Source organism: Streptomyces sp. NPDC028314, assembly GCF_055565795.1.
Genome location: NZ_JBVHTP010000011.1, coordinates 108,648 through 132,461, shown reverse-complemented (window position 1 = coordinate 132,461; position 23,814 = coordinate 108,648). Strand labels below are relative to the sequence as shown.

The following is a 23,814-nucleotide window of genomic DNA, read 5'->3' as shown; positions in this document are numbered from 1 at the left end:
CCCTAGTTCTGCGGTGTGCGGCCACGGCGACTGAGCGCGCCGGCGAGGGCCGATACGGTCGGGTACTTGAACAGGTCGGTGATCGGGACCTCCACCGACAGCTCCCGCCTGATGCTGCTGTGCAGCTGGATGAGGGTCAGCGAGCTGCCGCCGAGTTCGAAGAGGCTCACCGACCTCGGCACGCGTTCCGGGGGGACGCCGAGCGCCCCGGCCCACAAGGCGGTGAGCCGCTGTTCCAGGGCGGTGCGCGGCGCGGCCTCCGCGGTGGCGTCCTGTCCCGCCTCCGGCACCGGCAGGGACCGGGCGTCGGCCTTGCCCGTCGCCGTGACCGGCAGCTCGTCCAGCCGCACCACGTGGGCCGGGAGCTGTTCGGCGGGAAGGCGCTCGGCGAGGTGACCGAGGACGTCCTCGGTCGTCGTGCCTTCCGGCGCGACGACGTACGCCACCAGGGTGTCCTTGCGGCGGGGGTGCACGACCACCGCGGCGTCCTTCACGTCGTCGTGCTCCAGCAGCGTGCTGCGGATGCCGTCGAGGTCGACGCGCAGCCCGCGGATCTTGACCTGGCCGTCCTCGCGCCCGATGAACTCCAGCACTCCGTCGGCGCGCCGGCGTACCAGGTCGCCGGTGCGGTACAGCCGCGGCGGCGTCGGCGCGCCGGCGTGTTCCTCCAGCGCACTGGCGACGAACCGCTCCGCCGTCAGCTGTTCGCGGTTGACGTAGCCGTCGGCGAGGACGACGCCCCCGAGGTGCAGTTCGCCGGTGAATCCGGGGGGCAGGATCTGACCGCCGGCGCCCAGTACGTACGTCCTCGCGCCGTCCACCGGGCGGCCGATCGGCATGACGGGACCGGTGTCGTCTTCGGCCCCGCACACGTGGAACGTCGCGTCGATGGTGGCCTCGGTGGGGCCGTAGAGGTTGACGACCCGGGCCGTGCTCGTGCGGTGCGCCATCCGCACCACCGCGCGGTCGAGTTGCTCGCCTCCGCAGAACAGCCAGCGCAGCGACGGGCAGGCGCTCAGGCCCTCGTCACCGGGCAGGGCCTTGAGCAGTGTCGGTACGAACTGCGCCACCGTCACGTCGTGCCGGCGCATCTCCGCGAGGAGGGCGGCCGGGTCCCGGTGCGTGTCGGCACCGGCGATGACCGTCGACGCGCCGATCGTCAGCGGAACCAGGTACTCCCACACCGAGGCGTCGAACACGGGGGGCGTCTTGAAGTAGAAGCGGTCCTGCGGGCCCAGGCCGAAGGCACGCCGCTTCCATGCCAGGTTGTTGGCGATGGCCCGGTGCGGGACCACGACGGCCTTGGGCAGGCCCGTGGTTCCCGACGTGGTGATGAGGTAGGCGGGTTGCGTGCCGTCGACCGGGGCGTCGGCGAATCCGGCCGCGTCCGTCACGTCATGGGGTTCGCCGATGTCGAGGACCGGCAGATCCGTGGTGAGTTGCCCACGTGCCTGGGCGTCGCCGACCAGAACGGCCGCGGCGCCGGCGTCGGTCACGACGAAGGAACGCCTCCTGGCCGGCTGCGCCATGTCGACGGGCAGGTAGGCCATGCCGCAGCGGAGCACCGCCAGAGCGGCGACGACGAACGCGGCGGACCGCGGCAGGCACAGCGCCACGGTGCTCCGCTCGGGCAGCCCCAGCGCGGCGATGCGGGCGGCCAGGCGACGGCTTTCGTCGTCCAGCTCGCGGTAGGTCACGGTGCGCTCGCCCTCGATGAGGGCGACCGCACCGGGCCGGGCCGCCACCTGCTCCGCGAAGGCCCCGACGACCAGCGGCGGGGGCGCGCTGTCGGTGTCCGTACGGCCGTGCGCGGCCGCGGCCGCTCGGTCCTCGGCGTCGGCGTCGGCGAGTGCCATGCCGAGCACGGCGGGGGGACCGGGGGTGACCAGCATCTGTCCGAGCACCGTCTCGACGGCACGGGCGATGCTCCGGGCGACGTAGGCGGGGTACTGGTCGCGCACGAAGTCCAGTCGGCCGGTGAATCCCGCGCCGTCGGCGTTGACGGACAGCAGGAGGCCCGCCTTGCCGTCGCGCGGCACCATGGGGACGCGCCGGGCACGGACACCCGGCAGGCGCAGCACTTCGTCGGCGGTCGCCTCGTTGAACGACATGAGGGTGGGGAACACCGAGGCCGAGGCGGACTGCGCTCCACTGCGTACGGCGGCCCACGCCTTCGTGAGCGAACCGCCCTGGTGGGCCAGGCAGTCCAGCAGCGAGTCCTGGACCTCTTCGATGTACTCGTCCGCGGTCCTGTCCTGCCGGGCCGGCGGGCGGAAGGGGAGCATCTCGGAGTACAGCCCGACCACTGCCGGGTACTGCGAGCGGCGCCAGTCGACGGCCGGGTATCCGATAACGATGTCATCGGTGCGGAAGTAGTGCTGCAGCGTGAGCGAGTAGGCGCCGAGCAGTGCGGCGAAGGGCGTGACGCCCCGCTGCTCGCAGAGGCGGCGGAGGTCCTCGGGCACCCGCACCTCGACCGAGGAGGTCTGCGGGCTGGATTCCCCGTCCGCGAGCTGCTCCGCCGCGGCCGGCGCGGCGGTCACACCTTGCAGGTATTCGGCCCAGAACTCCTCGTCCTGGCGGCCCTCGGGCGACTCTTCGAACTCCTTCTGAGCCATCGCATACGCGAAGTAGCCGTCCTGCTCGCCCGGACCGGGACGCGGCGCGCTCCCGTCCGCGTAGGCGGCGTAGAGGGCGGACAGGTCGTCCAGGAGCAGCCCCACGGATGGCGCGTCCACGGCTATGTGGTCCAGCAGCAACAGCAGCACCGCCTCCCGCGGACCGCTGCGGAAGAGGTCGGCGCTCAGGCGCAGCGGGGCATCGGCGGCGAAGGGCGTGCGGGCCGCCTCGGCCGCATGCGCCTGCCCGTCCTGGCCCGGAATCTCGTGCACACGCAGCACACCGTCCGGGATCTGGTCGCTCACCTCAAGGAATGCGCCCTGCGCGTCGGGACGTGAGCGCAGCACCGGGTGACGGGCGATCAGCCGGCACAGGGCCTGGTCTAACGCGGTCGCGTCCAACGGCCCGGCTAACCGGTGGACGACCGGGATGTTGTACGCGTCGCCGGCAGCGCCGAGCCGCTGCGCTGCCCACATGGCTTGTTGTTGACGTGTCAAGGGCGCCACTCGGTGCCCTGCGTAGGCAGGCATGGTTTCCCCCGTAGCTCCGCCTCGACCCCAGGCCATGGGATCGCTGGCGCACACCAGTAAAGACTATGGCGATCTTGAGCGGTTATCGATGTACACGTCAATGAATTAAACGGGCCATGACGCGAAACAGCCGTTTTCCCTCCAGACCCAACCCTCGGTAAGGGCGTCATGAGCTGCTGTTTCACGGCGCCCTGCGAGGGACTTGACAGATGGCCGAAAGAAGAGCGTTCGGAGCGGGCAGCGAGCTGCTCGGCGGCCTCGTTCCTGCACAACAGGGTGGGGCCGGCCTCCCCGGCACACCCGGGAAGGCCGGCCCCACGTGTGGCGGAGTTCACTCCCACGACCGCGCGGAGGGCGGCCGCGTCAGGGGCTGGCTACCACTGGCCGGTGATGGGCACGTCGCCCGGGTTGCCGAACGTACTCTCCGTCCCCACCGAACTGTTGTCACCAGTCAGCAGGAAAGTCCGGGTCCCCGGCCGGTACACACCCGCGGTCGAAGGGTCGTGTTCTCGGTGATGTTGTCGTAGCGCAGTGCCGAGTAGCTGCTGGTGGGGTGGTTGGCCAGGGTGGAGGCGTACGGGTTGCCGTCGGTGTTGTAGTTCGGACGGCTGCGGGTGCAACCGCCAGCGCGTACTGGTCGTGGAGGTAGCGGCCCAGCATCCTCAGGGGCGGAAGGGACAGGCCGACCACGAGGACGAGGATGGTGATCGCCGGCAGCTGGCCGGCCTCATGGAACGCCTCGACGCGTCGAGCCGCTTCGAGGCCGGGAAGGCGGCCCAACACGGCTGGCTGCGCCAGTAGCGCAAGGGGCCCTGGTGCCGTACCGGCACCAGGGCCCCGAAGGAACTGCTACGCCATCTGCCGGCCTTATTGCTGCGCCGGCCTTCTGTTTCCGCAGACCCGACTCATGGGCGGTCGGGGGTGCGGGGATCGCGGTTGCTTGACCGGAGACCACCTCACTATCGATGTCCTGCGGTACCCGGGCTCAAGACTTCCGCCCGGGCGATCCTGATGGCGCCTGGTCCCTCCGTTCTTCCTCGGCGATCAACTACTTGCCAAGCGAGGTACTGCGGGTACTGCCACTGCGGCACTGCCGCCCGGCAGTTCGTCTCTGCCGGGCCCTTCCGATCTCGGTTACGTGAGAAACCATAACCACATCAGAGCCCAATGTCTACTCTGGCCAGCATAGATTTTCACGCGCCTGCCAGTGAGGTAATCGGGTGTTGTCGGGTTTGGCAGCCGCGCTTTCCCCCGCCTGGCGGCACTGCCGCAGCTCGCAGGGAAGACGTGGCCGGTCAGACGGCCGCGGGCTGGGGCCGGGACCGGGGCCGGCGCCCGGGCCGGCGGCCGCCGTACGGCGTGACGCCGGTCAGGCGCCTTCGTCGAGGACGGTGCGGATCAGTGCCCGCTGGGCGTCGGACAGGTACGGGTCCTGGAGGTCGAGCACTTCGTCGTCGACGGTGATCCGGTAGTGGTAGCCGTCGGCCACGGAGGCGATGGCGCGGTGCGCGAGTTCCTCCACCTCCGCCGCGTCCGCGCGGCCGGAGGTGTCGAGTGCCCGTAGCTTCTCGAAGCCGGCGAAGCCTCCGGAGCGGGTGACCGTGATCTGCATGACTGTTGCTCCCTGTTCCCGGTGGTGTCGTACGGTCTGCACGTCGCAGCCACTGCCGCGGGTGCCCCGAACAGCGGCCCGCTGTCAGGGAGCAGGGTCCCGGCGGCCGGAACGTCCGGAAGGCATCGCCGAGTGGCCGACCTGTCATCCGCGGGCCGGATGCGGTGCGGCGGGAGGGGCGGGTGGGACGCGTCGGAGGTCGGGGCCGATTGAGCCTCCCGGTCACCCTCTGATCGTGGACATGGCGGATGCCAGCCGGCTGCTGCCCGTCTGCACCTCGCGGATGCCTGCCGCGGCCCGGGCCTCGTTCTTCTTGCCCACCCCCGCGACACACTCGTTGCCTCCGTGCTCGAAGGCGGTCAGGGCGTCCGCCCAGGCGCCCCGGGCAGCCTCGCTCGGGAGGGTGCCGAGCTTCTTGGCCCTCGCCACCTCGGCCAGCAGTTCCTCGCAGGGGGCGCTCCAGTGATCCATCGAGCGCGTACTCACCTCGTTCACCCGGCCCGAACTATCGGACAGCGCCTTGCTGCTGCCCTCGCCCCCCGAGGACCACCAGTCCTCCAGATCCCCAGCCGGGGACGAGCTGCACCCCGTGAGCAGCACCGCGGCGGCGACAGCAGCGGTGGCGACAGTCCGTACGCGGACACGGAAACGGAAACGCATGGAACCCCCCTTGATCGGTCGCGCTGATGCTGCCAGGAACCTCCCGGACCCGGTAGGTCCCCCACCGAAACCGCGGGCCAATGCCGGCGGGGCAGAGCGGGTCCGACCGGGACCAGGCAGCGCTGTGGCGGAAGGAGGCCGAGCGGGCGCAAGCAAGTTCACCTCGCCGGCGACAGCCGTGCACGTCGGCCAGCGTCTGCGGCGAGGCCGCACCGGCGGACGCCCGCCTGCTTTCGGCGCCGATGTATATGCAGCGCAACGCGGTCGAGCGATGCATCAACCGGTTCAAGCAGTGGCGCGGCCTGGCCAGGCGAACGGAAAAGCTCGCCATCGCCTACCGGGCCGCACTCCACCTCGCCGCCATCCTTGTCTGGGCCCGGCGATAGCCTGCCCCATGGCGTTCAGCTGCGGAGATGATCCACTTGCTGGACACCGTGAGGCCGCCGGGGAGGGTGTGTGGAAGAGCCAGGATTCCGGGTCCTGCTGACGGGGGCAGGAGACCGGAGGACGGAGGTGATCCGTGCGATCCGAACGGTCACCGGCCTCAGCCTGTGGAACAGCAAGCTTCTGCTGGACAGTGCGCCCGTAGCGGTCACAGAACCCGACTGGCTCGAAGCCGCCCAGGACGCGGCCGGTGTCCTCAAGGCCGCGGGTGCCCACGCGACAGTGCTCTGCGACTGGTGCGACCGCACCATCACGCGAGTGTCTGGCCCGCTTGACCCGGCCCCGTGTGGTGGGCCATGGCCTCCCGGGACCTGTCGGGCGAGTTGCCCTCCGGCAACGGACTGGGTGCGGCCATTGCTGACGGACTCACAGCCACATCCGAGAGACACGCTCTAGCCCCGCCGCTTCCACAGGGCCTCGGGCGCCTTCTCGACCGCGGTCAGCAGGCTCGCGGCGAGGTCCTCATCGAAGAGGTCCGCGTGGTCTTCGCCACCCAGCATCGTCCGGTTGATGGCGAAGGCGGGGGTGCCCGGTCCCGCCGGGTCGTCCCCGATCTGCTGGTACGCCGTCTGCGACGCGGCCACGAAATCGCCGTACTTCATGGTGGACACCGCCATGTCGAAGGCCTCGCCCCGCAAACCCGGCACCTGGTCCGCGAGACTCAGCAGGCGCTGCGTGGTGTACCCGCCGGACGCTTCCACCTCTGCCTGGTGCTCCATCAGGACGGCGTGGTACTCGGTGAACTTCTGCCCGTCGAGAGCGGCCCGCAGGGCGTTGACCGCGCGCTTGGAGCCGTCTCCACCGAGCGAGTTGTCCTTGAAGGAGGCGAGGGTGTACTCCGTGCGCGTCTTGCGTTGGAGGGTGTGCGCGCGGATCGCCTTGGCGCCCCTCGACTCGAAGTCCGCGACGACCGGGCACCGCGGGTCTTCGACGAGCCGGACGACCGTCTTGGCGTCCGGGTCCCCCACCACGATCGTCGTGCCGTCCCCCAACAGCACCTCGGGTAATTCCCCGGTTTCCGCGTACGCCTGCGGCGCCGGCTCGTCCTCGGGCGCCAAGTCCGCCAGCACGCCCGGAACAAAGACGACCGCAGCCACGGCGATCGCCCCCCACACGGCCGCGTACCCCAGCGTTCTGACATGCCTGACCTGCATCGAACCCCTCCCCTGAACAACGCGCACACACCAGAGCCGTCCCCTGGACCCCCGGACCGGGCGGGACGCCGGCCCGGCGGAACACGCCCCTGACCTGAGCGACATCACCGAACCTGGTTGCCGGTGCCTCTGGAACTCTAGGGACCTGCCGCATCGCATCGGGTCCGATGTGGCTGTAAGTGAGCTGCCTCACCGCGCCGTTGAACCGTCGCGTGTGGCACGCGGCCGCTGAACTCGACCAACCCGTACTGACGGGCCATCGACCAGGTTTTTGAACTGCCCCCGCGACCCCTCCCGCCCGAGGCCCCTTCGAAGCCCCATGCGGCCGCCTGGGCGCCGAACATGCGCCTCACGCAGGGGGGATAGACCAACCCCGTCGTAGCGCCTTACGCAGCCATTCAGGCGGCTTGGAGTGGCAATGCCCCATGGATTAAACGTCGACGATTCATAGAATGGAGTGGATGTCGGCCCCGGAGTCGGGCATCCGTCCATGACCCCGTCCCGCCAGTCCGCACTGCCCGCAACACCCCCCCTCACCACACGCCGCTCCCCCGCCGGAGCGCGACTTGTGCTGCCCTGAAGGAGTCTTTCGTGACCGATCCCGGCAATCCGACCGAGCTCGCCCCGGCCGCCGTTCCCGCTCCGCTCGCCGGCAGCGGCCCGGCTCCGGCGCCGTCCTACGACGCCAATACCATCAGCGTCCTCGAGGGCCTGGACGCGGTCCGCAAGCGGCCGGGCATGTACATCGGGTCGACCGGCGAGCGCGGCCTGCACCACCTGGTGCAGGAGGTGGTCGACAACTCCGTGGACGAGGCGCTGGCCGGCGTGGCCGACACCATCGGCGTCACGATCCTCGCCGACGGCGGCGTCCAGGTCGCCGACAACGGCCGCGGCATTCCCATCGACATCGTCGCCTCCCAGGGCAAGCCCGCCCTGGAGGTCGTGCTCACCGTGCTGCACGCGGGCGGAAAGTTCGGCAGCGGCGGCTACGCCGTCTCCGGAGGCCTGCACGGTGTCGGCCTCTCCGTCGTCAACGCCCTGTCCACGAGGGTGTCCGCCGAGGTGCGCAAGGACGGATACCGGTGGAGCCAGGACTTCAAGGACGGCATCCCCACCGCTCCGCTCGCCCGGCACGAAGCCACCACCGCCACGGGCACCACCATCACCTTCTGGGCCGACGACAGCATCTTCGACACCACCGACTACTCCTTCGAGACCCTCTCCCGCCGCTTCCAGGAAGTCGCCTTCCTCAACAAGGGCCTGACCATCTCACTCGTCGACGAACGCGCGTCGGCACGAGCCACCGCAGGCGCCGAATCACCCGGCGGTGACACGGTCCCGCAGGCCCGCACGGTGACGTACCACTACGCGGGAGGCATTGCCGACTTCGTCACGCACCTCAACTCCCGCAAGGGCGAGACCGTCCACCCCACCGTCATCACCATCGGAGCCTTTGAGCCCGCGCGAACACTGTCCGCCGAGATCGCGATGCAGTGGAACACCGGCTACAACGAAGGCGTCTACTCCTTCGCCAACGCCATCCGCACCCACGACGGCGGTGCGCACGAGGAAGGGTTCCGCACCGCCCTGACGGCCCTGGTCAACAAGTACGCCCGCGACAAGAAGCTGCTCCGCGACAAGGACGACAACCTCGCCGGAGACGACATCCGCGAGGGTCTGACGGCGATCATCTCGGTGAAGCTGGGCGAGCCGCAGTTCGAGGGCCAGACGAAGACCAAGCTGGGCAACACCGAGGCCAAGACCTTCGTGCAGCGCGTGACGTACGAGCACCTGTCCGACTGGTTCGACCGCAACCCGGTCGAGGCCGCGGACATCATCCGCAAGTCGATCCAGGCGGCCACGGCGCGCGTCGCGGCCCGCAAGGCCCGTGACCTGACGCGCCGCAAGGGTCTGCTGGAGAGCGCCTCGCTGCCGGGCAAGCTGTCGGACTGCCAGTCCAACGACCCGACCAAGTGCGAGATCTTCATCGTCGAGGGCGACTCGGCCGGCGGCTCCGCGAAGTCCGGCCGCAACCCGATGTACCAGGCCATCCTGCCGATCCGCGGCAAGATCCTGAACGTCGAGAAGGCCCGTATCGACAAGATCCTCCAGAACACCGAGGTCCAGGCGCTGATCAGTGCCTTCGGTACCGGTGTGCACGAGGACTTCGACATCGAGAAGCTCCGCTATCACAAGATCATCCTGATGGCGGACGCCGACGTCGACGGCCAGCACATCAACACCCTGCTGCTGACCTTCCTGTTCCGCTTCATGCGGCCGCTGGTCGAGGCCGGGCACGTGTACCTGTCCCGCCCGCCGCTGTACAAGATCAAGTGGGCTCGGGACGACTTCGAGTACGCGTACTCCGACCGCGAGCGCGACGCCCTGGTCGAACTCGGCCGACAAACCGGCAAGCGCCTGCGTGACGACACCATCCAGCGCTTCAAGGGTCTGGGCGAGATGAACGCCGAGGAACTGCGCATCACCACGATGGACGTCGACCACCGCGTGCTCGGCCAGGTCACCCTGGACGACGCCGCGCAGGCCGACGACCTGTTCTCGGTGCTGATGGGCGAGGACGTCGAAGCCCGGCGCTCCTTCATCCAGCGCAACGCCAAGGACGTTCGGTTCCTCGACATCTGAATCTGAGTCCGTCTCCGCTGGGACGCTCCCGCGGCGACCAGCCACGAAGAACGGCCGCCTTCCGTCCACAGCGCCAGGGCTGCGCCCGGGCGCTGCGGACGGAGCCGGCCGGATTCGAACCGGCGTCCTCGCAGTTTTGGAGACCGCGCGCGTCGACCTCTGCGCTACGGCCCCGCCCACCCGGCATCTTAGGCCGGTTCATCCTCTGCACCGCGGTGCCGGCGAAAGCCACCACGCGCGGGCGCCCTCCCCCAAGGGCGTGATCAGAGGAGCGGACAACGACCGCACGGTGACGGTCGGCATCGACACCGACAACCGGTTCGGCGGCTGTCAGCTCCAGCTCGCTGAGAGAGGCTGACGAAAAGACCGGCAGTAGCGTCCTCAAAGCTTGGAAGTACACCTGATGGGCGCCTCGGAGGCCCATACGTTTAATGGGGTTCAATATATCGTTCCAGAGCTGAACCGGGTCAGTCGTATGGCCGTCAGTGCGCACTGGAAAAACCGGTCTCACTAAAACCGTCGGCGCGTACGACCCGAAGCTCGGCGTCGACTTCACCCTGCTGCGCGAAGGGGATGTGAACGTCGTCGTCGGCTTGGAGCAGGCAGCGTGATGCCGGGTGCGGGCACGAGCGGTGAGGCGGCGAGCAGCCCTGCGCGCACGGGCCGGTGTCTGCACCACGCCGGGTGCGCCCGCGGCGACGACGCGGGCGCCGAGTCGTCAGGCGGGCTGGACGGTGATCGTGCAGAGGCGCTTGGTGGCCCGGGTCAGGGCTACGTACAAGTCCCTTTCCCCACCGGGGCGGGCCGTGATGATTTCCTCGGGGTTCATGACGACGACCCCGTCGAATTCCAGGCCGCGTGCTTCGGACGCCGGCACGATGCGTGCGTGGTGAGCGATGCCCTGGGCCGTCAGCTCGCTCACCCTGGTGTCCGCGCAGATCACTCCCAGAAGCTCGCCCGGGTGCGCGGTGCTCTGGGCGCGGAGTTCCGAGACGACGGCGGTGCCCAACCCGTCCGGAGGTGTGGTCACGGTGCGAGGGGTCTCACCGCTTCGCAGTGAGCGTGTGGGCTTCTGGTCCGGAGCGATCCGCGTGAGCAGGTCCCGGACGCCCTCCAGGATCTCTTGCGTGGTGCGGTAGCTGACGGTCAGGTTGTGCAGTTTGAACCGCGGTCCGACGTGAGGGCTCAGCGCTTCCTTCCAGTCGCGTGCCGTCGCGACCGGGCCTGCCTGGGCGAAGTCACCCACCAGCGTCATCGCCCGTGCCGGGCAGCGGCGGACGATCATCCGCCACTGCATGGCGGTCAGTTCCTGCGCCTCGTCGACGACGACGTGCCCGTACGTCCGCTCGGGGGCGCCGTCGACCAGGCTCGCCGCCTCGTCCAGCAACGGCACATCGGCATCGGTCCACGGGTCCTCCGGACCGCGCAGCAGAAGGGACCGCTCCTGCGCGGTCAGGCGGGGCATGCGCTCGGCGAGTGCGCCGGCGTCCGTCAGGAGCGCCTTCACGAGGTCACCGGGTACCAGCCGCGGCCACAACACCTCGACCGCTCGGTCGACGGCGGCGTCGTCGAGGAGATCGGCTCGGATGGCGTCCAGGTCCAGCTCGTGGACCGGACCCGCCTCGGGTGCGCCTTCGACACGGCGCTGGGCGGCTCCCGTGAACCGGTCGAGGTTGATGCCCGTCATCTTTTCGGAGTCGGCGTCGATCTGCTCCAGGAGGTCGCCCATGTCCCGTTGCATCGCGTCGGTGACGGCGTCGACCAAGAGCTCCTTGAACACCTGGCGCGCGGGGTTGTGCCCCGGTACGGCTGACACGGCGGCGTCGCGTGCCGCGGCGACTTCCTCGCCGGAGAGGTGAACCAGTTCCTGTCCGACCCGCGCGGTGAAGTCACCGGCGGGGGCTTGGTGGACGCGCAGCAGGCCGGCCAAGGCGTCGGCGAGGTCGGAGCTGCCCTTGAGACGCGCCGTATCGAACGGGTCCACCGTGTCCGTGGATACTCCGGCCAGTTCCCGGCAGGTCGCCAGTACGACGTCGTTCTCTCCGAGCGAGGGAAGGACTTGGGAGATGTAGTCGAGGAACCGGGCGTTCGGGCCCACCACCAGGACGCCCTCCTCCGCGGCGCGCGGGAACGCGTACAGGACATAGGCCGCCCGGTGCAGGGCGACCACCGTCTTGCCGGTGCCGGGCCCGCCCTGCACCACGGTCACCCCGCGGTGGGCGGAGCGGACGATCTCGTCCTGCTCGGCCTGCAGCGTCGCGACGGCCGCGTGCATCCTGCCCGTACGCCGTGCCGACAGCGCCTCGGTCAACGGGCCGTCCCCCACGACGTCTTCGTCGGTCGGGGCGGTCCCGTCCAGCAGTTCGTCGCTCACCGAGATGACCGTGCGCTCCTCTAGGCGCAGGTGCCGGCGCCGGCGCAGGTTCATCGGGTGGACCGGTGTCGCCTCGTAGAAGGGCCGCGCCGCGTTCGCGCGCCAGTCCACGAGCAGAGGCAGGTCATCGTCCTCCGTATGCAGTCCGATCCGCCCGATGCGCAGGGCCGTGCCGTCCGTCCAGTCGATGCGCCCGAAGACCAGACCCCTTTCGGCGCCCTCCAGGCGGCCGATTTCCTTGGCCAGCCGCTCGGCGGCGATTTCTCTCTCGTATGCCTCACCGGCGCTTTCCGCCGGGGCCTTCAGCACACCTGCTCGGTGTACTCGCGCCTCGGAAAGCCGCTCGGTGAGCAACTCATACAACGAGGACACATAATCCCGCTCCGATTCAACTGCACGCACAGCGGGATCATTCATTTTCGACAACAGGGAGCTCCTTCGATTCGAGCCACACCCTACGGTCAAAGTTCCCTGAAGGTAAGTCTTGACTTACTTGGTTGACCATGGCCTTACGGCTTAATCCATGGCGGCTGACCGTATGGCGTGGCGTGCCGTGCATTCCGCCGTTCCGTATATCGCTCATTGCGCTCCCTATGCCCGCCTGCCTTATCGAGCTCGCTGCCAGGGGGCATCTGGTCGCTTCGTCTCGCGACCCGACCGAGGAGACAAGCACAGAATGGGTCAACGCCGGCTAACACAATGAGGTGGATGGGTCCTGGTGACCCTGCCCGCGTCAGGACTTCAGCGTTGTCTGGGAATGGGGCTTCGCCGTGGATCGTGTCGGATGGCCTGTGGGAGCGGATCGAGCCGCTGCTGCCACACCGTCCGGGTCTGCGACGGACGCGGGTTGGGCACGCGTTGGCGCCCGCCCCGCGGGACTACCAGATGCCCTTCGAGCAGCCCTCTCGTGGGTGTCGAGGCGAATGATGCAGACGCGGGAGCCCGCGTTGGTGCCGTTCCAGTGCCAGCCGGTCTGGACCGTGCCGGAGCCGAACGTGTAGGTGTCCGAGACTTTGGTCCAGTCGTAGTTCACGCTGCCGTTGTCGTTGTAGCGCTTGCGCTCCAGCCAGGCCTGGCAGAGGCCTCCGTTGTACGACTGGAAGACGCCTTTGATGTCCGAGTTGAAGTCGCTCTCGTTGATGTTCGTGGTGTACGCGCGGCACTTCGCGGCGCTGCCGTCCCAGACGGTGACCATCGCGTATCCGTGCTGGTCGACGCTGGCGGATGCCGCGGTGGCGGTGGCCACGGTGAGCAGGGCTGCAGAGACGGCGGCGAGGGCGAGCTCACCACAACCAATCGGCCCGGTTCCGCGTCCTTCACGCAGAGCATCTCCGGCCACCGGTGCGGAGCAACGCGAACCTTGGAGGGGCGTCATCGGCGCGTTCATCTCTGATCGACCCGACCAGACCGCACGGCCCCGCCGGACGGCCGGAGTCGGCAGGGTGCTGCTGGGCGGCGTGGCGGGGGTCCTGCTGACCGCCGTGCTGCTGACCGTCCTGTGGTGGCCCCAGCGCGAGGTGACGTACGGCAGCAGCGCTCCCTCGGCGATCGTCTACAGCGACCAGTCACCGCACTTCCTGAGCCTGGTGCACGAACACACGCTGTCCGGGCGGCACTCCTACAGGATGGTGATCGGCAGGTCTCCCGGCGTGTCCTACGGGCACTGGGTGGACGTCGACGCCGCCCTGGGGGCGAAGGGGATCGAATCCGCCACCTGGACGGAGTCCGGCGTACGCGTCCGCTTCCCGACCGGTCACGAGGTCTTCGTCCCGGCCCGCTCCTTCCTGGGCGGCAGGTGACCCTGGGAAGCCGCTGGTCGAGGGGGGTCCCGAAGTGCCGTAGGGTTGTGTTCACGACGCGGGGTGGAGCAGCTCGGTAGCTCGCTGGGCTCATAACCCAGAGGTCGCAGGTTCAAATCCTGTCCCCGCTACTGAAGGCTGAAGGCCCGGATCCCATGGATCCGGGCCTTCAGTCGTATCCCGGCCCAGGTTCCCTGGTGGTAGAGCCACACGCCGGAGGCGGCCCCCTGCGCGCCCCGGAGGGCCACGGCACTGTGCCCGCCCGTTGCGTACGCTGGCGGCATGCGCATGCGCCCCACACTGAGCTGGACGCCCACCGAGGACCTGCGGCCCGGCACCACGGATCCGGAGCCGGTCGCCGATGCGCTGCGGACCGGCGGTGTGCTGGTGCTCAGCGGGGCGGGCATATCGACGGAGTCGGGCATACCCGACTACCGGGGTGAGGGCGGGAGCCTGAGCCGGCACACCCCGATGACCTACCAGGAGTTCACCACCAGTGCTCGGGCCCGGCGCCGGTACTGGGCGCGCAGTCACCTCGGCTGGCGTACGTTCGGCCGTGCCCGGCCCAACGCCGGGCACCGGGCTGTGGCGGCGTTCGGGCGGCACGGTCTGCTCTCGGGTGTGATCACCCAGAACGTCGACGGCCTGCATCAGGCCGCCGGCAGCGAGGGCGTGGTGGAACTCCACGGAGGCCTGGACCGGGTCGTGTGCCTGTCCTGCGGCGCCTTCAGCTCGCGCCGTGAGCTCGCCCGGCGGCTGGCGGAGGCCAATGCGGGCTTCGAGCCGGTGGCCGCCGGACTGAACCCGGACGGTGACGCGGACCTCACCGACGATCAAGTCGGGGACTTCGGCGTGGTGCCCTGCTCGGGGTGCGGCGGCGTCCTCAAGCCGGACGTGGTGTTCTTCGGTGAAGCCGTTCCGCCGCGGCGGGTCGAGCACTGCCGCGAGCTGGTCGGCGAAGCGACCTCACTGCTGGTCCTGGGTTCCTCGCTGACGGTGATGTCGGGGCTCCGGTTCGTCCGCCAGGCGGCCCAGGCCGGGAAGCCCGTACTGATCGTCAACCGGGACCCGACCCGCGGCGACCGGCACGCCGTCACCCGGGTCGCGCTCTCCCTGGGGGCGGCCCTCACCACCCTGGCCGACCGACTCGACATCCCCGTGGACGGCGAGACGGCGGTCTGAAGCGGGTCGTGACGGGGCCGGGGTTCACCTGGTCGGGCCAAGCGGAGGCGGTCGGCTGCCGCGAGTGGCCCAGCATCGGGACACCCGAGGTGCCCCGGCCGGATGAAATGTCTAACGTCGTGCTGCCGGAGACATCGGTTTCGCGAGGCTTGTGGAGGCGTCATGTCCCATCGGGGCCGCTGGCTGGCGGGGGCCTGCGCGACCACGGTCGCTGTCGGCCTGCTCCTGAGCGGGGGCAGCCGCACCACGGCGCCGCACATGGGTCCCGGCAACAGCGCCGGGGCCGAGGTCGCCGTGGGCGCCTATCTCCACTACGGCTCGCCCGGCGTCGAGAGGATGCAGGGTCTCTCGCACTGGCTGGGGGGTACCGAGCTGCGCGCCGGGCACACCTACCTGCCCGGCGACACCTGGTCGAACATCGAGGGGGCGCCCGATTCCCTGCGCAGCTGGGCACGGTGGCGCAATGCGAGGGCCGATCGGTTGTTCGTCCTGAACGTGCCCATGCTGGACCACAACGAGGCCGGTGTCCCCGACTGGCGGGTCGCCGAGCTGCTCCGCTCCGGCGCGCAGGGCGAGTACGACCACCACTTCCAGCGGCTGGCCGAGCGGCTGGTCGCCCTCGGGGTGCCGGACACGGTGATCGTGCTCGGCTGGGAGATGAACGGCTTCGACTACACCCACCGGTGCCGGCCCGACCCCGAGAACTGGAAGAGGTACTGGCGGCGCATCGTGGCTGCCATGCGCTCTGTGGAGGGGCAGTGGTTCCGGTTCGACTTCGCCCCCAACCGCGGCAGTGACGCGATCGCCTGGACCAGGTGCTACCCCGGCGACGACGTGGTCGACATCGTCGGCATGGACAGCTACGACCAGCCGCCCGGCGATAGCTTCGAGGAGCAGGTCACCCAGCCCTACGGGCTCCAGCAGCAGGTCGACTTCGCGCAGGCGCACGGCAAGCAGATCTCGTACCCGGAGTGGGGCCTGTTCCGCAACGGCGACAACCCCGATTACATGCGGAGCATGCTGGCATGGATCTCCGAGCACCAGCCGCTTTACCACAGCATCACCGACTACTGCCCGCACGGCGTGTGGCAGTGCAGCCAGAACCCGCGCTCGGCGCGGGTGTTCCGGGAGTTCCTGTCCGGCGAACGCGGCCGCGGCCGGCCTTCCGGCTTCGACCGTGAGGACTACGAGGGCCCGCCGAGAGGCTGAGCCGTTTCGCCGTCCTGCGGCGTCGGAGCGTAATGTGGCTTGACCTCGCCTGCGCTCCAGGTTCTAGCGTCATGCGCATGATCACGAAGCAGCAGCAGATCGGCACCGGGTTCGGCGCGCACAGCACGGCCGACGATGTCCTCGACGGAATCGACCTGACCGGAGCCACCGCCCTGGTCACAGGCGGATATTCAGGGCTCGGCCTGGAAACCACCCGGGCCCTGAGCCGCGCCGGAGCCCGCGTCATCGTGCCGGCACGACGCGCAGCCGCCGCCGAGGCGGCCTTGCGCGACCATCGGCGGATCGAAGTGCACGCCCTCGACCTGGCCGATCTGCGAAACGTACGGGCCTTCTGCGACAGCTTCCTCGCGGGCGGAACCACCCTCGACATCATCATCAACAACGCGGGGGTGATGGCCATCCCGGAGACCCGCGTCGGTCCCGGCTGGGAAGCGCACTTCGCGATCAACCACCTCGGACACTTCGCCCTCGTCAACCATCTGCGCCCCTGCCTCGCGGCCGGCGCCCGAGTGATCTCCGTGGCGTCGTCGGGCCATTTCCTGTCCGACATCCGGTGGGATGACATCCACTTCCGTACCGGATATGACCGCTGGCTCGCGTACGCCCAGTCCAAGACCGCCAACGCCCTCTTCGCCATGCATCTCGACCGCCTCGGCGCCGCGAGCGGACTGCGTGCCTTCGCTGTGCACCCCGGCAGCATCCTGACTCCGCTGCAGCGCCACATCCCGCGCGACGAGTGGCTCGCACACGGCTGGGTAACCCCCGACGGCCGACCGGCCGACGGCTTCAAGACGCCGCAACAGGGCGCCTCGACCGCCGTCTGGGCCGCGACTTCCCCCCTTCTCGGCGCCTACGGTGGCGCCTACTGCCAGGACTGCGACATCGCCGGCCCGGCCGAAACCGAGGACATGCTCATCGGAGGGGTGAAGCCCTGGGCCGTCGACGCCCGAGCCGCCTCCCGGCTCTGGGACCTCTCGGCCGAGCTCACGGGGACCAGCGCGTTCTGAGACGGCTTCGGGTTCGGCCACCCGCTGCGCGTCGCGGGCGAGTGGGGACTACGACACCCGGACCGACCCGTGACCTGGCTGAACAGCGCGAACGCGGGCGACAAGGTGATGGACCTCGAAGCGGAGCAGCGCCTGTCCGGGTCCATACCGGCGGGGCATCGGACGTCGGCGGCCGAGCGGAGTGTGAGACTTGTCAGACTGGTGGCTCATCACATACTCGGCGTGGTCGACTGCGCGTGCCCGGCTCCGCGCGCCCGGGTAGGCCGGATCGGATGGATCGAACGGATCGGACGGACGGGAACCCTTTGCTCTCCTCACGCCGCTGGCACCTGCGGGGCTCTGCCGGTCACGACTACACCGGTGAGGAGGCCAGGCAGTTGCTCGTCAACCGGCTGAACTGGGCAAGCCAAGAGACATGGTTCGCGGACGGCCAGGGCCAACTGCTGACCGTCGTCACCAACGGCGAGCGCGCCATGGTCGCGCTGCTCAACGCGGAAGGCGGCCCCGGGGAGCATCTCGTCGATCCTCAGGGCGAAGGCAGCTCCGGCGGCTATGTGCTGTCGAACGGGCAGATCGACACCTACGCCGACCGCGACACGGTGACCTTCTCCGTGGCCGGCCACGCCGTGGCACACCTCATCGAGCACGGGACCTGGCCCCCCGAGGTGACCGTCGAGGACGACCGCCAACCCTGACTTCCCCCACAGGTCCTTCGCCGATGTCGGTGATGTCGACTTCGACATCGGCGAGGGAGCCCATTGATGACCTCGTCCGCGTTCGGGTCGTACTCCCCCGCCAGGCAGTCACTGGGCTCCGCCGAGAGGGATACCGGCCTCGGCGGCGGCTCTGTCGAGGACATGGCCGGTCTCGGCGGCGATCGCCCTCGCCTCCGCAGGGTCCGTGACACGGGCCGCGCGGCATTCCAGACCACGGAGGAGCGCGGCAAGGTCGGGGCGGCGTTCGATCGCCACGTACACGGCCCACTGCCGCAGGAATCGGCGCACGGGAGCAGCACTGACCTGCTCGCGGGCACGGGCCACAGCGGCAGCGCGTTCGGCGTCGAAGCTCGGCACTGCATCAGGGGCTACCCGGGCCAGGGTGGCCCGCAGGTCTTCCGCGGTCGCGGCCGGCCGGCCACGGTCGTAGACCTGAGCGGCCTCTTGGACCGCGCGCGCCAGCGGGTCCAGCTACATCGGCAGGCGCTGCGGCCCCGAGGTCGCGTAGAACCGGACCGTAGAACCAGGCCGTAGAACCCGGCCGTAGAACCCAGCCGCGCCGGCCGGAGCCGGGGTGGCGGCGGCTCGTGCGGCCCGGCCGGGGCCGGCAGCGGCGGGTTCCGTCGTACCGATCGGCAGCCGCGGGAAGGCGGGCGGGCGATCCGTCTTCTGGTCAGAACGTCTCGTCGTGCAGGTCCTCTTCACGCAGCAGGTCGTCCTCGCGACGGCGTGGGGTCTCCTTCTGCTCCTGCTGCCGGCCCTTCTCGCGGGACTGCTTGCCCGGCTGGGGGTGCGCCGGGTCGCCGGGGCGCTGGTGCCCCTGCTCCTCGCGGCCCCGGCCCGGTTCCTGACGCTTGTCCTGCCTACCGCCCATGACGGCGACTCCTTAGAGGTGTGAGGTACGGATTTCTCGCCTTCACGCTGACATGAACCACCACATTCCGCACGATTTCCGATCTGACCGTGGCCCAAGGGTGGGGGACCGGTCCGCCGAGGTACGCGCGGCCTACGATCTCCGGTATGCCCGGTCCGGTCCCCGTTCCGCACGTTCCGTCCCCTGGCCCGCGGCTGCGGTCCGCCGCCCGCCTGGCCGTGTGCGCCGCGGTGTCCTGGTACCTCTGCCTGTGGTGGGACACGAGCACGCTGCCGGTGCCGGCCGCCCTGCCGGCCGTACTCATCCTCCGCGAGGACGTGTACGCCGCCCCCCGCCTGGCGTGGGACCGCCTCACGGGCGTCATCGCGGGCGTGGCGCTGAGCACGCTCGTGCTGCGCTGGCTGCCGCCCTCGTCGCTGTCCTTCCTCGTCGTGCTGGCCTGCGGCTGTGTCGGCATGTACCTGTTGAGCCGGGGCGGTTCCCCCAACCAGCAGGTCCTCATCACCGCTCTGGTGATCTACGCCACCGCGCTGCCCGGCTATCCCCTGGCGCGCCTGGCGGAGAGCGTGGTCGGGATCGCCACGGTGGTCCTGCTCGGGCCGTTGCTGTGGCCGCCGGACCCGTACCGGTCGGCCGCGGCCGGCCTCGACGCCTACCGGTCCGAAGTCGGGAGCCTCCTCGACGGGGTTGCCGCCCGGCTCGCCCGTGGCGGACCGGCGGCCGCACCCGGGCCTCCGCCCGAGGGGGCGCGGCTGTGGCTGCGGCCCGGGACCGGCCGCGACGACTTCGACCGGGCCGCTCACCGTGCCGGGCTCCCCCGGCCACTCCGGCCGCTCGGACGTACGCCGATCCGGCCGCCCGACGGGCTCGGCGACCGCCTGCGGCTCGCCGCCCGGACGGCCCTCACCCTCCAGTACTTCACCCAGGAGCTCGAAGAACGGGCCAGGAGCCGCGGCCCCGGCGCGCCCGCGGAGTCCGACCCAGCCCTGCGCGACCTCGCCCCTGTGGTCCGGGCCACCGCCACAGCCCTGGACGCCGCGCTGCGCGGCGACGACTGCGCCGCGGACCTCATGCGGGCCCGCGCCCTCGAGCTCGCCCACCGCGAAGCACACCCCACCCGGCACGACGCCGTGCTGCGGACCGGTCTCCACCTGACCCACGAGGCGATCGCCGACCACCTGTCGCCGCGCCCCTGACGCCCGGGCGGCGCGGGCGAGGCAAGATCCGAAAGAGACGGCCTAAGGGCTGTCCCGTAATCCCCGGCGGGCGCACGACGACAGCTACGGCACCTCGCCGCGTTGTCGGAGCACCCGGATACGCCCAGTATGAGGACGCTCCTCCGCCTTGCGATGCACCGCATCTGACGCCGCGCGCTGATCCACCGGGGATTACGGGACAGCCCTTAGCGTGACCGCATGGAACAGCGCATCACCCTCGTCACCCTCGGCGTCCGCGACCTCGCCCGCGCCCGGCGCTTCTACGAGGCACTGGGCTGGCGGGGACAGGAAGTGGAGCGAACCGTCTTCTTCCAGGCCGGCGGCCTCGCCCTGGTCCTGTGGGACCGCGACCTCCTGGCTGCGGACTGCGGCCTGCCGTCCGGACCACCGAGGCAGGACGGCCCGGACGGCCCGGACGGCCCGGACGGCCCGGACAGCGGCGGGTTCGGCGGGATCGCCCTGGCCCACAACGTCCGTTCGCGGGCCGAGGTGGACGAGCTGCTCGCCGCCGTGCGAGCGGCCGGAGGAACCGTCACCAAGCCCGCCGCCGTCAACGCCATCGGGTTCTACTCCAGCGCCTTCACCGACCCGGACGGGCACGCCTGGGAGGTCGCCCACAACCCGGGCTTCGCCCTCGCCGCGGACGGCTCGCTGACCCTGCCCGATTTCGGCGCCGGCCCGGGCGGGCCCCGGGACGGGAGCAGCCCATGAGGCCCGGGCCGGAACCGGCGCACCGCCGTCCGACCGGCACCTGACGCCTCTGCGGACGCCGTACGGGACCGGGCCGTCGGTCGATCGGTCCCGTCCTCCACCAGGTTGGCGCCGCTTCCGATGTATCCGGGGCTCGCGCCGTGAGCTGACCGCACGACCGTGGCCACCGCACGGCACGGGTGAAGACTCCGGCCCGGTCGATGCCGCCTGACGCGTCGGCCGGGGCGGCTGGGCATCCCGGCTTCAGACCCCCGACGGCTCCCCGGCCGGCGTCGGCCGTGCGTTCCGGGCGGCCTGATCGGGCAGCGCCGGCGGCACGGCCTGAAGGTGCGGGGCGGCCTCGGCGGCGGTGTAGGAGGAAGCGAAGGTGAACGCGCGCGGGGACGGCCCGTGCGCCCGCAGGTCCGCCAGCCGCTCCAACGCCTCGCCAACGGTCGGGAGGTGGCCGGCGGGCACCCACCAGAGCACCAGGTGTGCCTCGACGTGCCGTTCGAACCATTCACGGCGCCGCCGCATCACCTCCAGGTGCCCGCTGCGGTAGGCGAAGTCCCACAGGGCCTCCTGGGTCTGCCACACCGTCAGGTTGACGATGACGTCCTCGCCCGCGGGACGCAGGCCGGTGGCGTCGGCCGCCCCCTCCTCCACGAGCCGCCACACGAAGCCGGGCGCGGCGTCGGCGGCGGCGTTGACCGGATCGAGCAACTCGACGAACGGCGCCATGCGCGGATCGTCGAAGGGGTATCGGAGGGTGGCGACGTTGAGCTGGGCGAGGTGGGCGGCAGGCGCGGATGCGGTCATGGCCTCATAGCAGCACGGCGGGCTTTTCTATGTCAATCTTCATTGTTTTTAGAAGTCTCGACCACCACGCAGCACTCCCCCGGTCGGGCGTCCATGCGAACGCGGACGGGGCCGTCCGTGCCGAGCAGCCCTTCCAGCAGCGCGAGGTTCATGCCGCAGACGAGCGGCGGGAAGCGTTCGGCGACGGCGTGGAAGGGGCAGTTGCGCATCCGGACGACGCGTGCGGCCGCCGCCCCGGTCCTCCCCTCGGCGCCTTCGGCGCCCTGAACGCCGTGAACGCCCTCGGGGCTCGCGGGGCTCGCCGGGCTCTCGGCGCTCTCGACGCCCTCGATGCCTTCCAGGTGCGGTTCGTAGCCGCGAGCGGCCAGCACCCGCACGGCCTCTTCGAGGCCGCCGCAGGGCGCCGCCGAACCGCGCAGGGCCTCCCCCCGGCGGCGCGCGGCGGCGCAGAGCCCGGCGTCCAGCCCCGCCTGCTCGGCGGCCTCGGCGAGCAGCTCAGCGGCGGTGCGGTAGTCGCGGGCGGGCAGCGACACCGACCACTCGGCCCGCGCCCGCGTGTACACCTTGGCAGGACGGCCCGCCCCCGGCCCCGAGCGGCCCGTCAGCCGGCGGCTACCGCTCTCCAGCAGCCCGGCCTCGGTCAGCTTGTCCAGATGGTGCGCGGCGAGCGTGCGCGCCACCCCGGCCGCCTCGGCGGCCTCGTTGCGGCCGACTTCACGGCCCTGACCCACCACGTACTCGTACAGGCGGCGGCGCACCGGATCCTGCAACACCGCGATCGCGTCGATGTCCTCCATCCGGCCATTCTAGGAACAACGCAGGTTGGATATAGAAAGGCGGTTCCGCCCCGGCCTGCGGCGGCCCGTCATCCCGACGTCCGTACCGGCAGCCGGACGGCCAGCCGCCAGTGCTGCGGCCCGTCCGGGCCGGCCTCGATCTCACCGTGCAGCAGCCGGACGCGCTCGGCCAGCCCGGGCAGGCCGCGCCCGGAGGTGGGGAAGGCTCCCGTACCGTTGCCGGTGCCGGTGCCCGTCGCGGTGCGGTTGACCACGCTGAGCTCCAGCCCGTCCGGTGCGGCCGCCAGCCGGAGCTCGATCGGACCGCCCGCCCCGTGCCGCAACGCGTTCGTCAACCCCTCCTGGAGGATCCGGTACGCCGCCCGGGAGACCGTCCCCTGCACCTGTGCCGGCTCTCCCGACAGTTCCGTCTCCACCACCGCGCCCGCGTGCCGCAACCGCTCCAGCAACCCGGGCAGATCGGCCAGGGTCCGGGTCGGCGCCGTCTCGGCCTTCTCCTCGCGCAGCACCCCCAGCACGTAGTCCAGGTCCTCCAGCGCGGCCCGGGTCGACTCCTCGATGCTGCGCAGCGCATCCCGCGCCGCCGCCGGGTCGGCGGAGAGCACCTCGCCGGCCACGGCCGCCTGGATCGTGGCCGCGGTCAGCGTGTGCCCGATCGAGTCGTGCAACTCGTGGGCCAGCCGGTTGCGTTCAGCCAGCCGAAGCTCCCTTTCGGCGGCCAGTGCGAGCCGCTCGGCGGGCGACGGCCCCAACAGCCTGGGGGCCAGCCGGCGCAGAGCGCTCGTCAGCCCCGCGCACACGGCCGCCGCCAGCAACAGGCAGCCGAGCGCCACCACCCAGCTGCCCCAGCCGCCCTGCGCCCGTACCGACCAGCCGAACAGACTCAGCTCCGCCTCGGCGCGGAGCCAGCCTCCCGGGAGGGTCAGGCCCATGAGGAGCAGCACACCGCTCACCAGCGCCCCCGCCCACCCCAGCGCAACATGCAGCAGCAGCCAGAGAGGGGTCCGCCAGCGCCCGGCGCCGGACGCCTCGGCGCGGGCCGCCGCAGCCGGCGCCGGTGCGGGAGGAGTCGGCCCGCTGCCGGGTGAACCCGCGGTCCGACGGGCGGCCATCGGATCCGGCAACGGCAGCCCCAGCAGTCGACGGGCGGATACGACCAGCACCCGCCGGGTGGTGCCGGCCAGCCCGGCCACGCCGATCAGCGCCGCCCAGACCAGCAGGACCAGAGCGATCCGCACCCCTTCCGGAGCCGATTGCCACATCAACGCCGGCAGGAGTGCGAAGGGCAGCAGCGGGAGGCTCGCCAGCGCGCCGCAAAAGCCGAACAGCACACCCGCGTACGTGGAGCCGCGCAGCAGCGGCCGGAGTCCCGTGATCATGATCGCCAGTATGGCCAGGGACCTCATCGGCGGCCTCCCCCGATCGAGGGAGCGTTTTCTCCTCCCTT

21 protein-coding genes, 2 tRNA genes and 1 pseudogene are annotated in these 23,814 nt (G+C 70.7%); 12 read left to right on the top strand and 12 right to left on the bottom strand.

The features are described 5' to 3' along the window. Positions 1–2: 2 nt before the first annotated feature. The 3 genes from ACZ4TG_RS24860 to ACZ4TG_RS24850 all read right to left on the bottom strand — a co-directional run bounded on the left by ACZ4TG_RS24860 (position 3) and on the right by ACZ4TG_RS24850 (position 5,421). The gene (locus ACZ4TG_RS24860; protein ID WP_468166422.1) at positions 3–3,149 is read right to left on the bottom strand and encodes a non-ribosomal peptide synthetase; all 3,147 of its coding nucleotides are present in this window, start codon (positions 3,147–3,149) and stop codon (positions 3–5) included. A 1,369-nt stretch (positions 3,150–4,518) separates the two neighbouring features. Next, positions 4,519–4,761, bottom strand: a complete 243-nt coding sequence (locus ACZ4TG_RS24855; protein WP_468166420.1) for a protealysin inhibitor emfourin — start codon at positions 4,759–4,761, stop codon at positions 4,519–4,521. 222 nt (positions 4,762–4,983) lie between these two features. Next, complete coding sequence (locus ACZ4TG_RS24850; RefSeq protein WP_468166418.1) at positions 4,984–5,421, bottom strand: hypothetical protein; 438 nt, start codon at positions 5,419–5,421, stop codon at positions 4,984–4,986. Between the two features lie 184 nt (positions 5,422–5,605). Between ACZ4TG_RS24850 and ACZ4TG_RS24845 the strand changes: the two are divergent. Then, a pseudogene (locus tag ACZ4TG_RS24845) lies at positions 5,606–5,807 on the top strand (IS5/IS1182 family transposase); the annotation flags it as partial. Positions 5,808–5,877: 70 nt separating this feature from the next. Then, the gene (locus ACZ4TG_RS24840; protein WP_468166416.1) at positions 5,878–6,261 is read left to right on the top strand and encodes a ribosomal protein L7/L12; all 384 of its coding nucleotides are present in this window, start codon (positions 5,878–5,880) and stop codon (positions 6,259–6,261) included. Here ACZ4TG_RS24840 and ACZ4TG_RS24835 read toward each other — a convergent pair. Then, positions 6,258–7,019, bottom strand: a complete 762-nt coding sequence (locus ACZ4TG_RS24835; protein ID WP_468166414.1) for a DsbA family protein — start codon at positions 7,017–7,019, stop codon at positions 6,258–6,260. The genes ACZ4TG_RS24840 and ACZ4TG_RS24835 overlap by 4 nt on opposite strands. A gap of 591 nt (positions 7,020–7,610) precedes the next feature. On the opposite strand from ACZ4TG_RS24835, the gene gyrB reads away from it, so the two are divergent. Then, positions 7,611–9,662, top strand: coding sequence for a DNA topoisomerase (ATP-hydrolyzing) subunit B (gene gyrB / locus ACZ4TG_RS24830; protein ID WP_468166412.1), 2,052 nt, complete (start codon positions 7,611–7,613; stop codon positions 9,660–9,662). A 99-nt stretch (positions 9,663–9,761) separates the two neighbouring features. Here gyrB and ACZ4TG_RS24825 read toward each other — a convergent pair. Next, positions 9,762–9,836 (bottom strand) — tRNA-Trp (locus ACZ4TG_RS24825). 311 nt (positions 9,837–10,147) lie between these two features. Between ACZ4TG_RS24825 and ACZ4TG_RS24820 the strand changes: the two genes are divergently transcribed. Next, positions 10,148–10,273: a hypothetical protein gene (locus ACZ4TG_RS24820; RefSeq protein WP_468166410.1), complete on the top strand. Its 126-nt coding sequence runs from the start codon at positions 10,148–10,150 to the stop codon at positions 10,271–10,273. A gap of 107 nt (positions 10,274–10,380) precedes the next feature. On the opposite strand, the gene ACZ4TG_RS24815 is transcribed toward ACZ4TG_RS24820, so the two are convergent. Together ACZ4TG_RS24815 and ACZ4TG_RS24810 are read right to left on the bottom strand one after the other, a co-directional pair. After that, positions 10,381–12,345 (bottom strand): HelD family protein, encoded by a 1,965-nt coding sequence (locus tag ACZ4TG_RS24815; RefSeq protein WP_468166408.1) that lies wholly within the window; start codon positions 12,343–12,345, stop codon positions 10,381–10,383. 424 nt (positions 12,346–12,769) lie between these two features. Then, positions 12,770–13,423: a hypothetical protein gene (locus tag ACZ4TG_RS24810; RefSeq protein WP_468166406.1), complete on the bottom strand. Its 654-nt coding sequence runs from the start codon at positions 13,421–13,423 to the stop codon at positions 12,770–12,772. A gap of 55 nt (positions 13,424–13,478) precedes the next feature. Between ACZ4TG_RS24810 and ACZ4TG_RS24805 the strand changes: the two genes are divergently transcribed. From ACZ4TG_RS24805 to ACZ4TG_RS24780, 6 genes are all read left to right on the top strand, one after another. Then, on the top strand, positions 13,479–13,835 hold the full coding sequence (locus ACZ4TG_RS24805) for a hypothetical protein (protein WP_468166404.1): 357 nt from the start codon (positions 13,479–13,481) through the stop codon (positions 13,833–13,835). Between the two features lie 57 nt (positions 13,836–13,892). Next, positions 13,893–13,966 (top strand) — tRNA-Met (locus ACZ4TG_RS24800). A 151-nt stretch (positions 13,967–14,117) separates the two neighbouring features. Next, the gene (locus ACZ4TG_RS24795; RefSeq protein WP_468166402.1) at positions 14,118–15,017 is read left to right on the top strand and encodes an NAD-dependent protein deacetylase; all 900 of its coding nucleotides are present in this window, start codon (positions 14,118–14,120) and stop codon (positions 15,015–15,017) included. A 162-nt stretch (positions 15,018–15,179) separates the two neighbouring features. Then, complete coding sequence (locus ACZ4TG_RS24790; protein ID WP_468166400.1) at positions 15,180–16,226, top strand: glycoside hydrolase family 26 protein; 1,047 nt, start codon at positions 15,180–15,182, stop codon at positions 16,224–16,226. A gap of 77 nt (positions 16,227–16,303) precedes the next feature. After that, entirely contained in the window at positions 16,304–17,254 is a 951-nt protein-coding gene (locus ACZ4TG_RS24785; RefSeq protein WP_468166398.1) for an oxidoreductase, read from the top strand. Between the two features lie 272 nt (positions 17,255–17,526). Further along, positions 17,527–17,949: a hypothetical protein gene (locus tag ACZ4TG_RS24780; RefSeq protein ID WP_468166396.1), complete on the top strand. Its 423-nt coding sequence runs from the start codon at positions 17,527–17,529 to the stop codon at positions 17,947–17,949. A 108-nt stretch (positions 17,950–18,057) separates the two neighbouring features. Here ACZ4TG_RS24780 and ACZ4TG_RS24775 read toward each other — a convergent pair whose 3' ends face one another. Both ACZ4TG_RS24775 and ACZ4TG_RS24770 read right to left on the bottom strand, forming a co-directional pair. Continuing rightward, positions 18,058–18,327, bottom strand: a complete 270-nt coding sequence (locus ACZ4TG_RS24775; RefSeq protein WP_468166394.1) for a hypothetical protein — start codon at positions 18,325–18,327, stop codon at positions 18,058–18,060. 316 nt (positions 18,328–18,643) lie between these two features. Beyond that, positions 18,644–18,844 carry a hypothetical protein gene (locus tag ACZ4TG_RS24770; RefSeq protein ID WP_468166392.1) on the bottom strand — a complete coding sequence of 67 codons (201 nt, stop codon included), beginning with the start codon at positions 18,842–18,844 and terminating at the stop codon, positions 18,644–18,646. 146 nt (positions 18,845–18,990) lie between these two features. Between ACZ4TG_RS24770 and ACZ4TG_RS24765 the strand changes: the two genes are divergently transcribed. Next, the gene (locus ACZ4TG_RS24765; RefSeq protein WP_468166390.1) at positions 18,991–20,040 is read left to right on the top strand and encodes an FUSC family protein; all 1,050 of its coding nucleotides are present in this window, start codon (positions 18,991–18,993) and stop codon (positions 20,038–20,040) included. A 219-nt stretch (positions 20,041–20,259) separates the two neighbouring features. Continuing rightward, the gene (locus tag ACZ4TG_RS24760; RefSeq protein ID WP_468166388.1) at positions 20,260–20,772 is read left to right on the top strand and encodes a VOC family protein; all 513 of its coding nucleotides are present in this window, start codon (positions 20,260–20,262) and stop codon (positions 20,770–20,772) included. Between the two features lie 243 nt (positions 20,773–21,015). On the opposite strand, the gene ACZ4TG_RS24755 is transcribed toward ACZ4TG_RS24760, so the two are convergent. The 3 genes from ACZ4TG_RS24755 to ACZ4TG_RS24745 form a co-directional block, all read right to left on the bottom strand. After that, entirely contained in the window at positions 21,016–21,570 is a 555-nt protein-coding gene (locus ACZ4TG_RS24755) for a DUF3291 domain-containing protein (RefSeq protein ID WP_468166386.1), read from the bottom strand. A 32-nt stretch (positions 21,571–21,602) separates the two neighbouring features. Continuing rightward, on the bottom strand, positions 21,603–22,367 hold the full coding sequence (locus ACZ4TG_RS24750; protein WP_468166384.1) for a helix-turn-helix transcriptional regulator: 765 nt from the start codon (positions 22,365–22,367) through the stop codon (positions 21,603–21,605). 68 nt (positions 22,368–22,435) lie between these two features. Beyond that, positions 22,436–23,746, bottom strand: a complete 1,311-nt coding sequence (locus ACZ4TG_RS24745; RefSeq protein ID WP_468166382.1) for a sensor histidine kinase — start codon at positions 23,744–23,746, stop codon at positions 22,436–22,438. Positions 23,747–23,814 lie beyond the last annotated feature (68 nt).

Coding starts and splice junctions, on each gene's coding strand:
- ACZ4TG_RS24860 (WP_468166422.1), bottom strand. CDS start 3,149: ATGCCTGCCTACGCAGGGCACCGAGTGGCGCCCTTGACACGTCAACAA.
- ACZ4TG_RS24855 (WP_468166420.1), bottom strand. CDS start 4,761: ATGCAGATCACGGTCACCCGCTCCGGAGGCTTCGCCGGCTTCGAGAAG.
- ACZ4TG_RS24850 (WP_468166418.1), bottom strand. CDS start 5,421: ATGCGTTTCCGTTTCCGTGTCCGCGTACGGACTGTCGCCACCGCTGCT.
- ACZ4TG_RS24835 (WP_468166414.1), bottom strand. CDS start 7,019: ATGCAGGTCAGGCATGTCAGAACGCTGGGGTACGCGGCCGTGTGGGGG.
- ACZ4TG_RS24810 (WP_468166406.1), bottom strand. CDS start 13,423: ATGAACGCGCCGATGACGCCCCTCCAAGGTTCGCGTTGCTCCGCACCG.
- ACZ4TG_RS24795 (WP_468166402.1), top strand. CDS start 14,118: ATGCGCATGCGCCCCACACTGAGCTGGACGCCCACCGAGGACCTGCGG.
- ACZ4TG_RS24790 (WP_468166400.1), top strand. CDS start 15,180: ATGTCCCATCGGGGCCGCTGGCTGGCGGGGGCCTGCGCGACCACGGTC.
- ACZ4TG_RS24785 (WP_468166398.1), top strand. CDS start 16,304: ATGATCACGAAGCAGCAGCAGATCGGCACCGGGTTCGGCGCGCACAGC.
- ACZ4TG_RS24780 (WP_468166396.1), top strand. CDS start 17,527: ATGGATCGAACGGATCGGACGGACGGGAACCCTTTGCTCTCCTCACGC.
- ACZ4TG_RS24770 (WP_468166392.1), bottom strand. CDS start 18,844: ATGGGCGGTAGGCAGGACAAGCGTCAGGAACCGGGCCGGGGCCGCGAG.
- ACZ4TG_RS24765 (WP_468166390.1), top strand. CDS start 18,991: ATGCCCGGTCCGGTCCCCGTTCCGCACGTTCCGTCCCCTGGCCCGCGG.
- ACZ4TG_RS24760 (WP_468166388.1), top strand. CDS start 20,260: ATGGAACAGCGCATCACCCTCGTCACCCTCGGCGTCCGCGACCTCGCC.
- ACZ4TG_RS24755 (WP_468166386.1), bottom strand. CDS start 21,570: ATGACCGCATCCGCGCCTGCCGCCCACCTCGCCCAGCTCAACGTCGCC.
- ACZ4TG_RS24750 (WP_468166384.1), bottom strand. CDS start 22,367: ATGGAGGACATCGACGCGATCGCGGTGTTGCAGGATCCGGTGCGCCGC.
- ACZ4TG_RS24745 (WP_468166382.1), bottom strand. CDS start 23,746: ATGATCACGGGACTCCGGCCGCTGCTGCGCGGCTCCACGTACGCGGGT.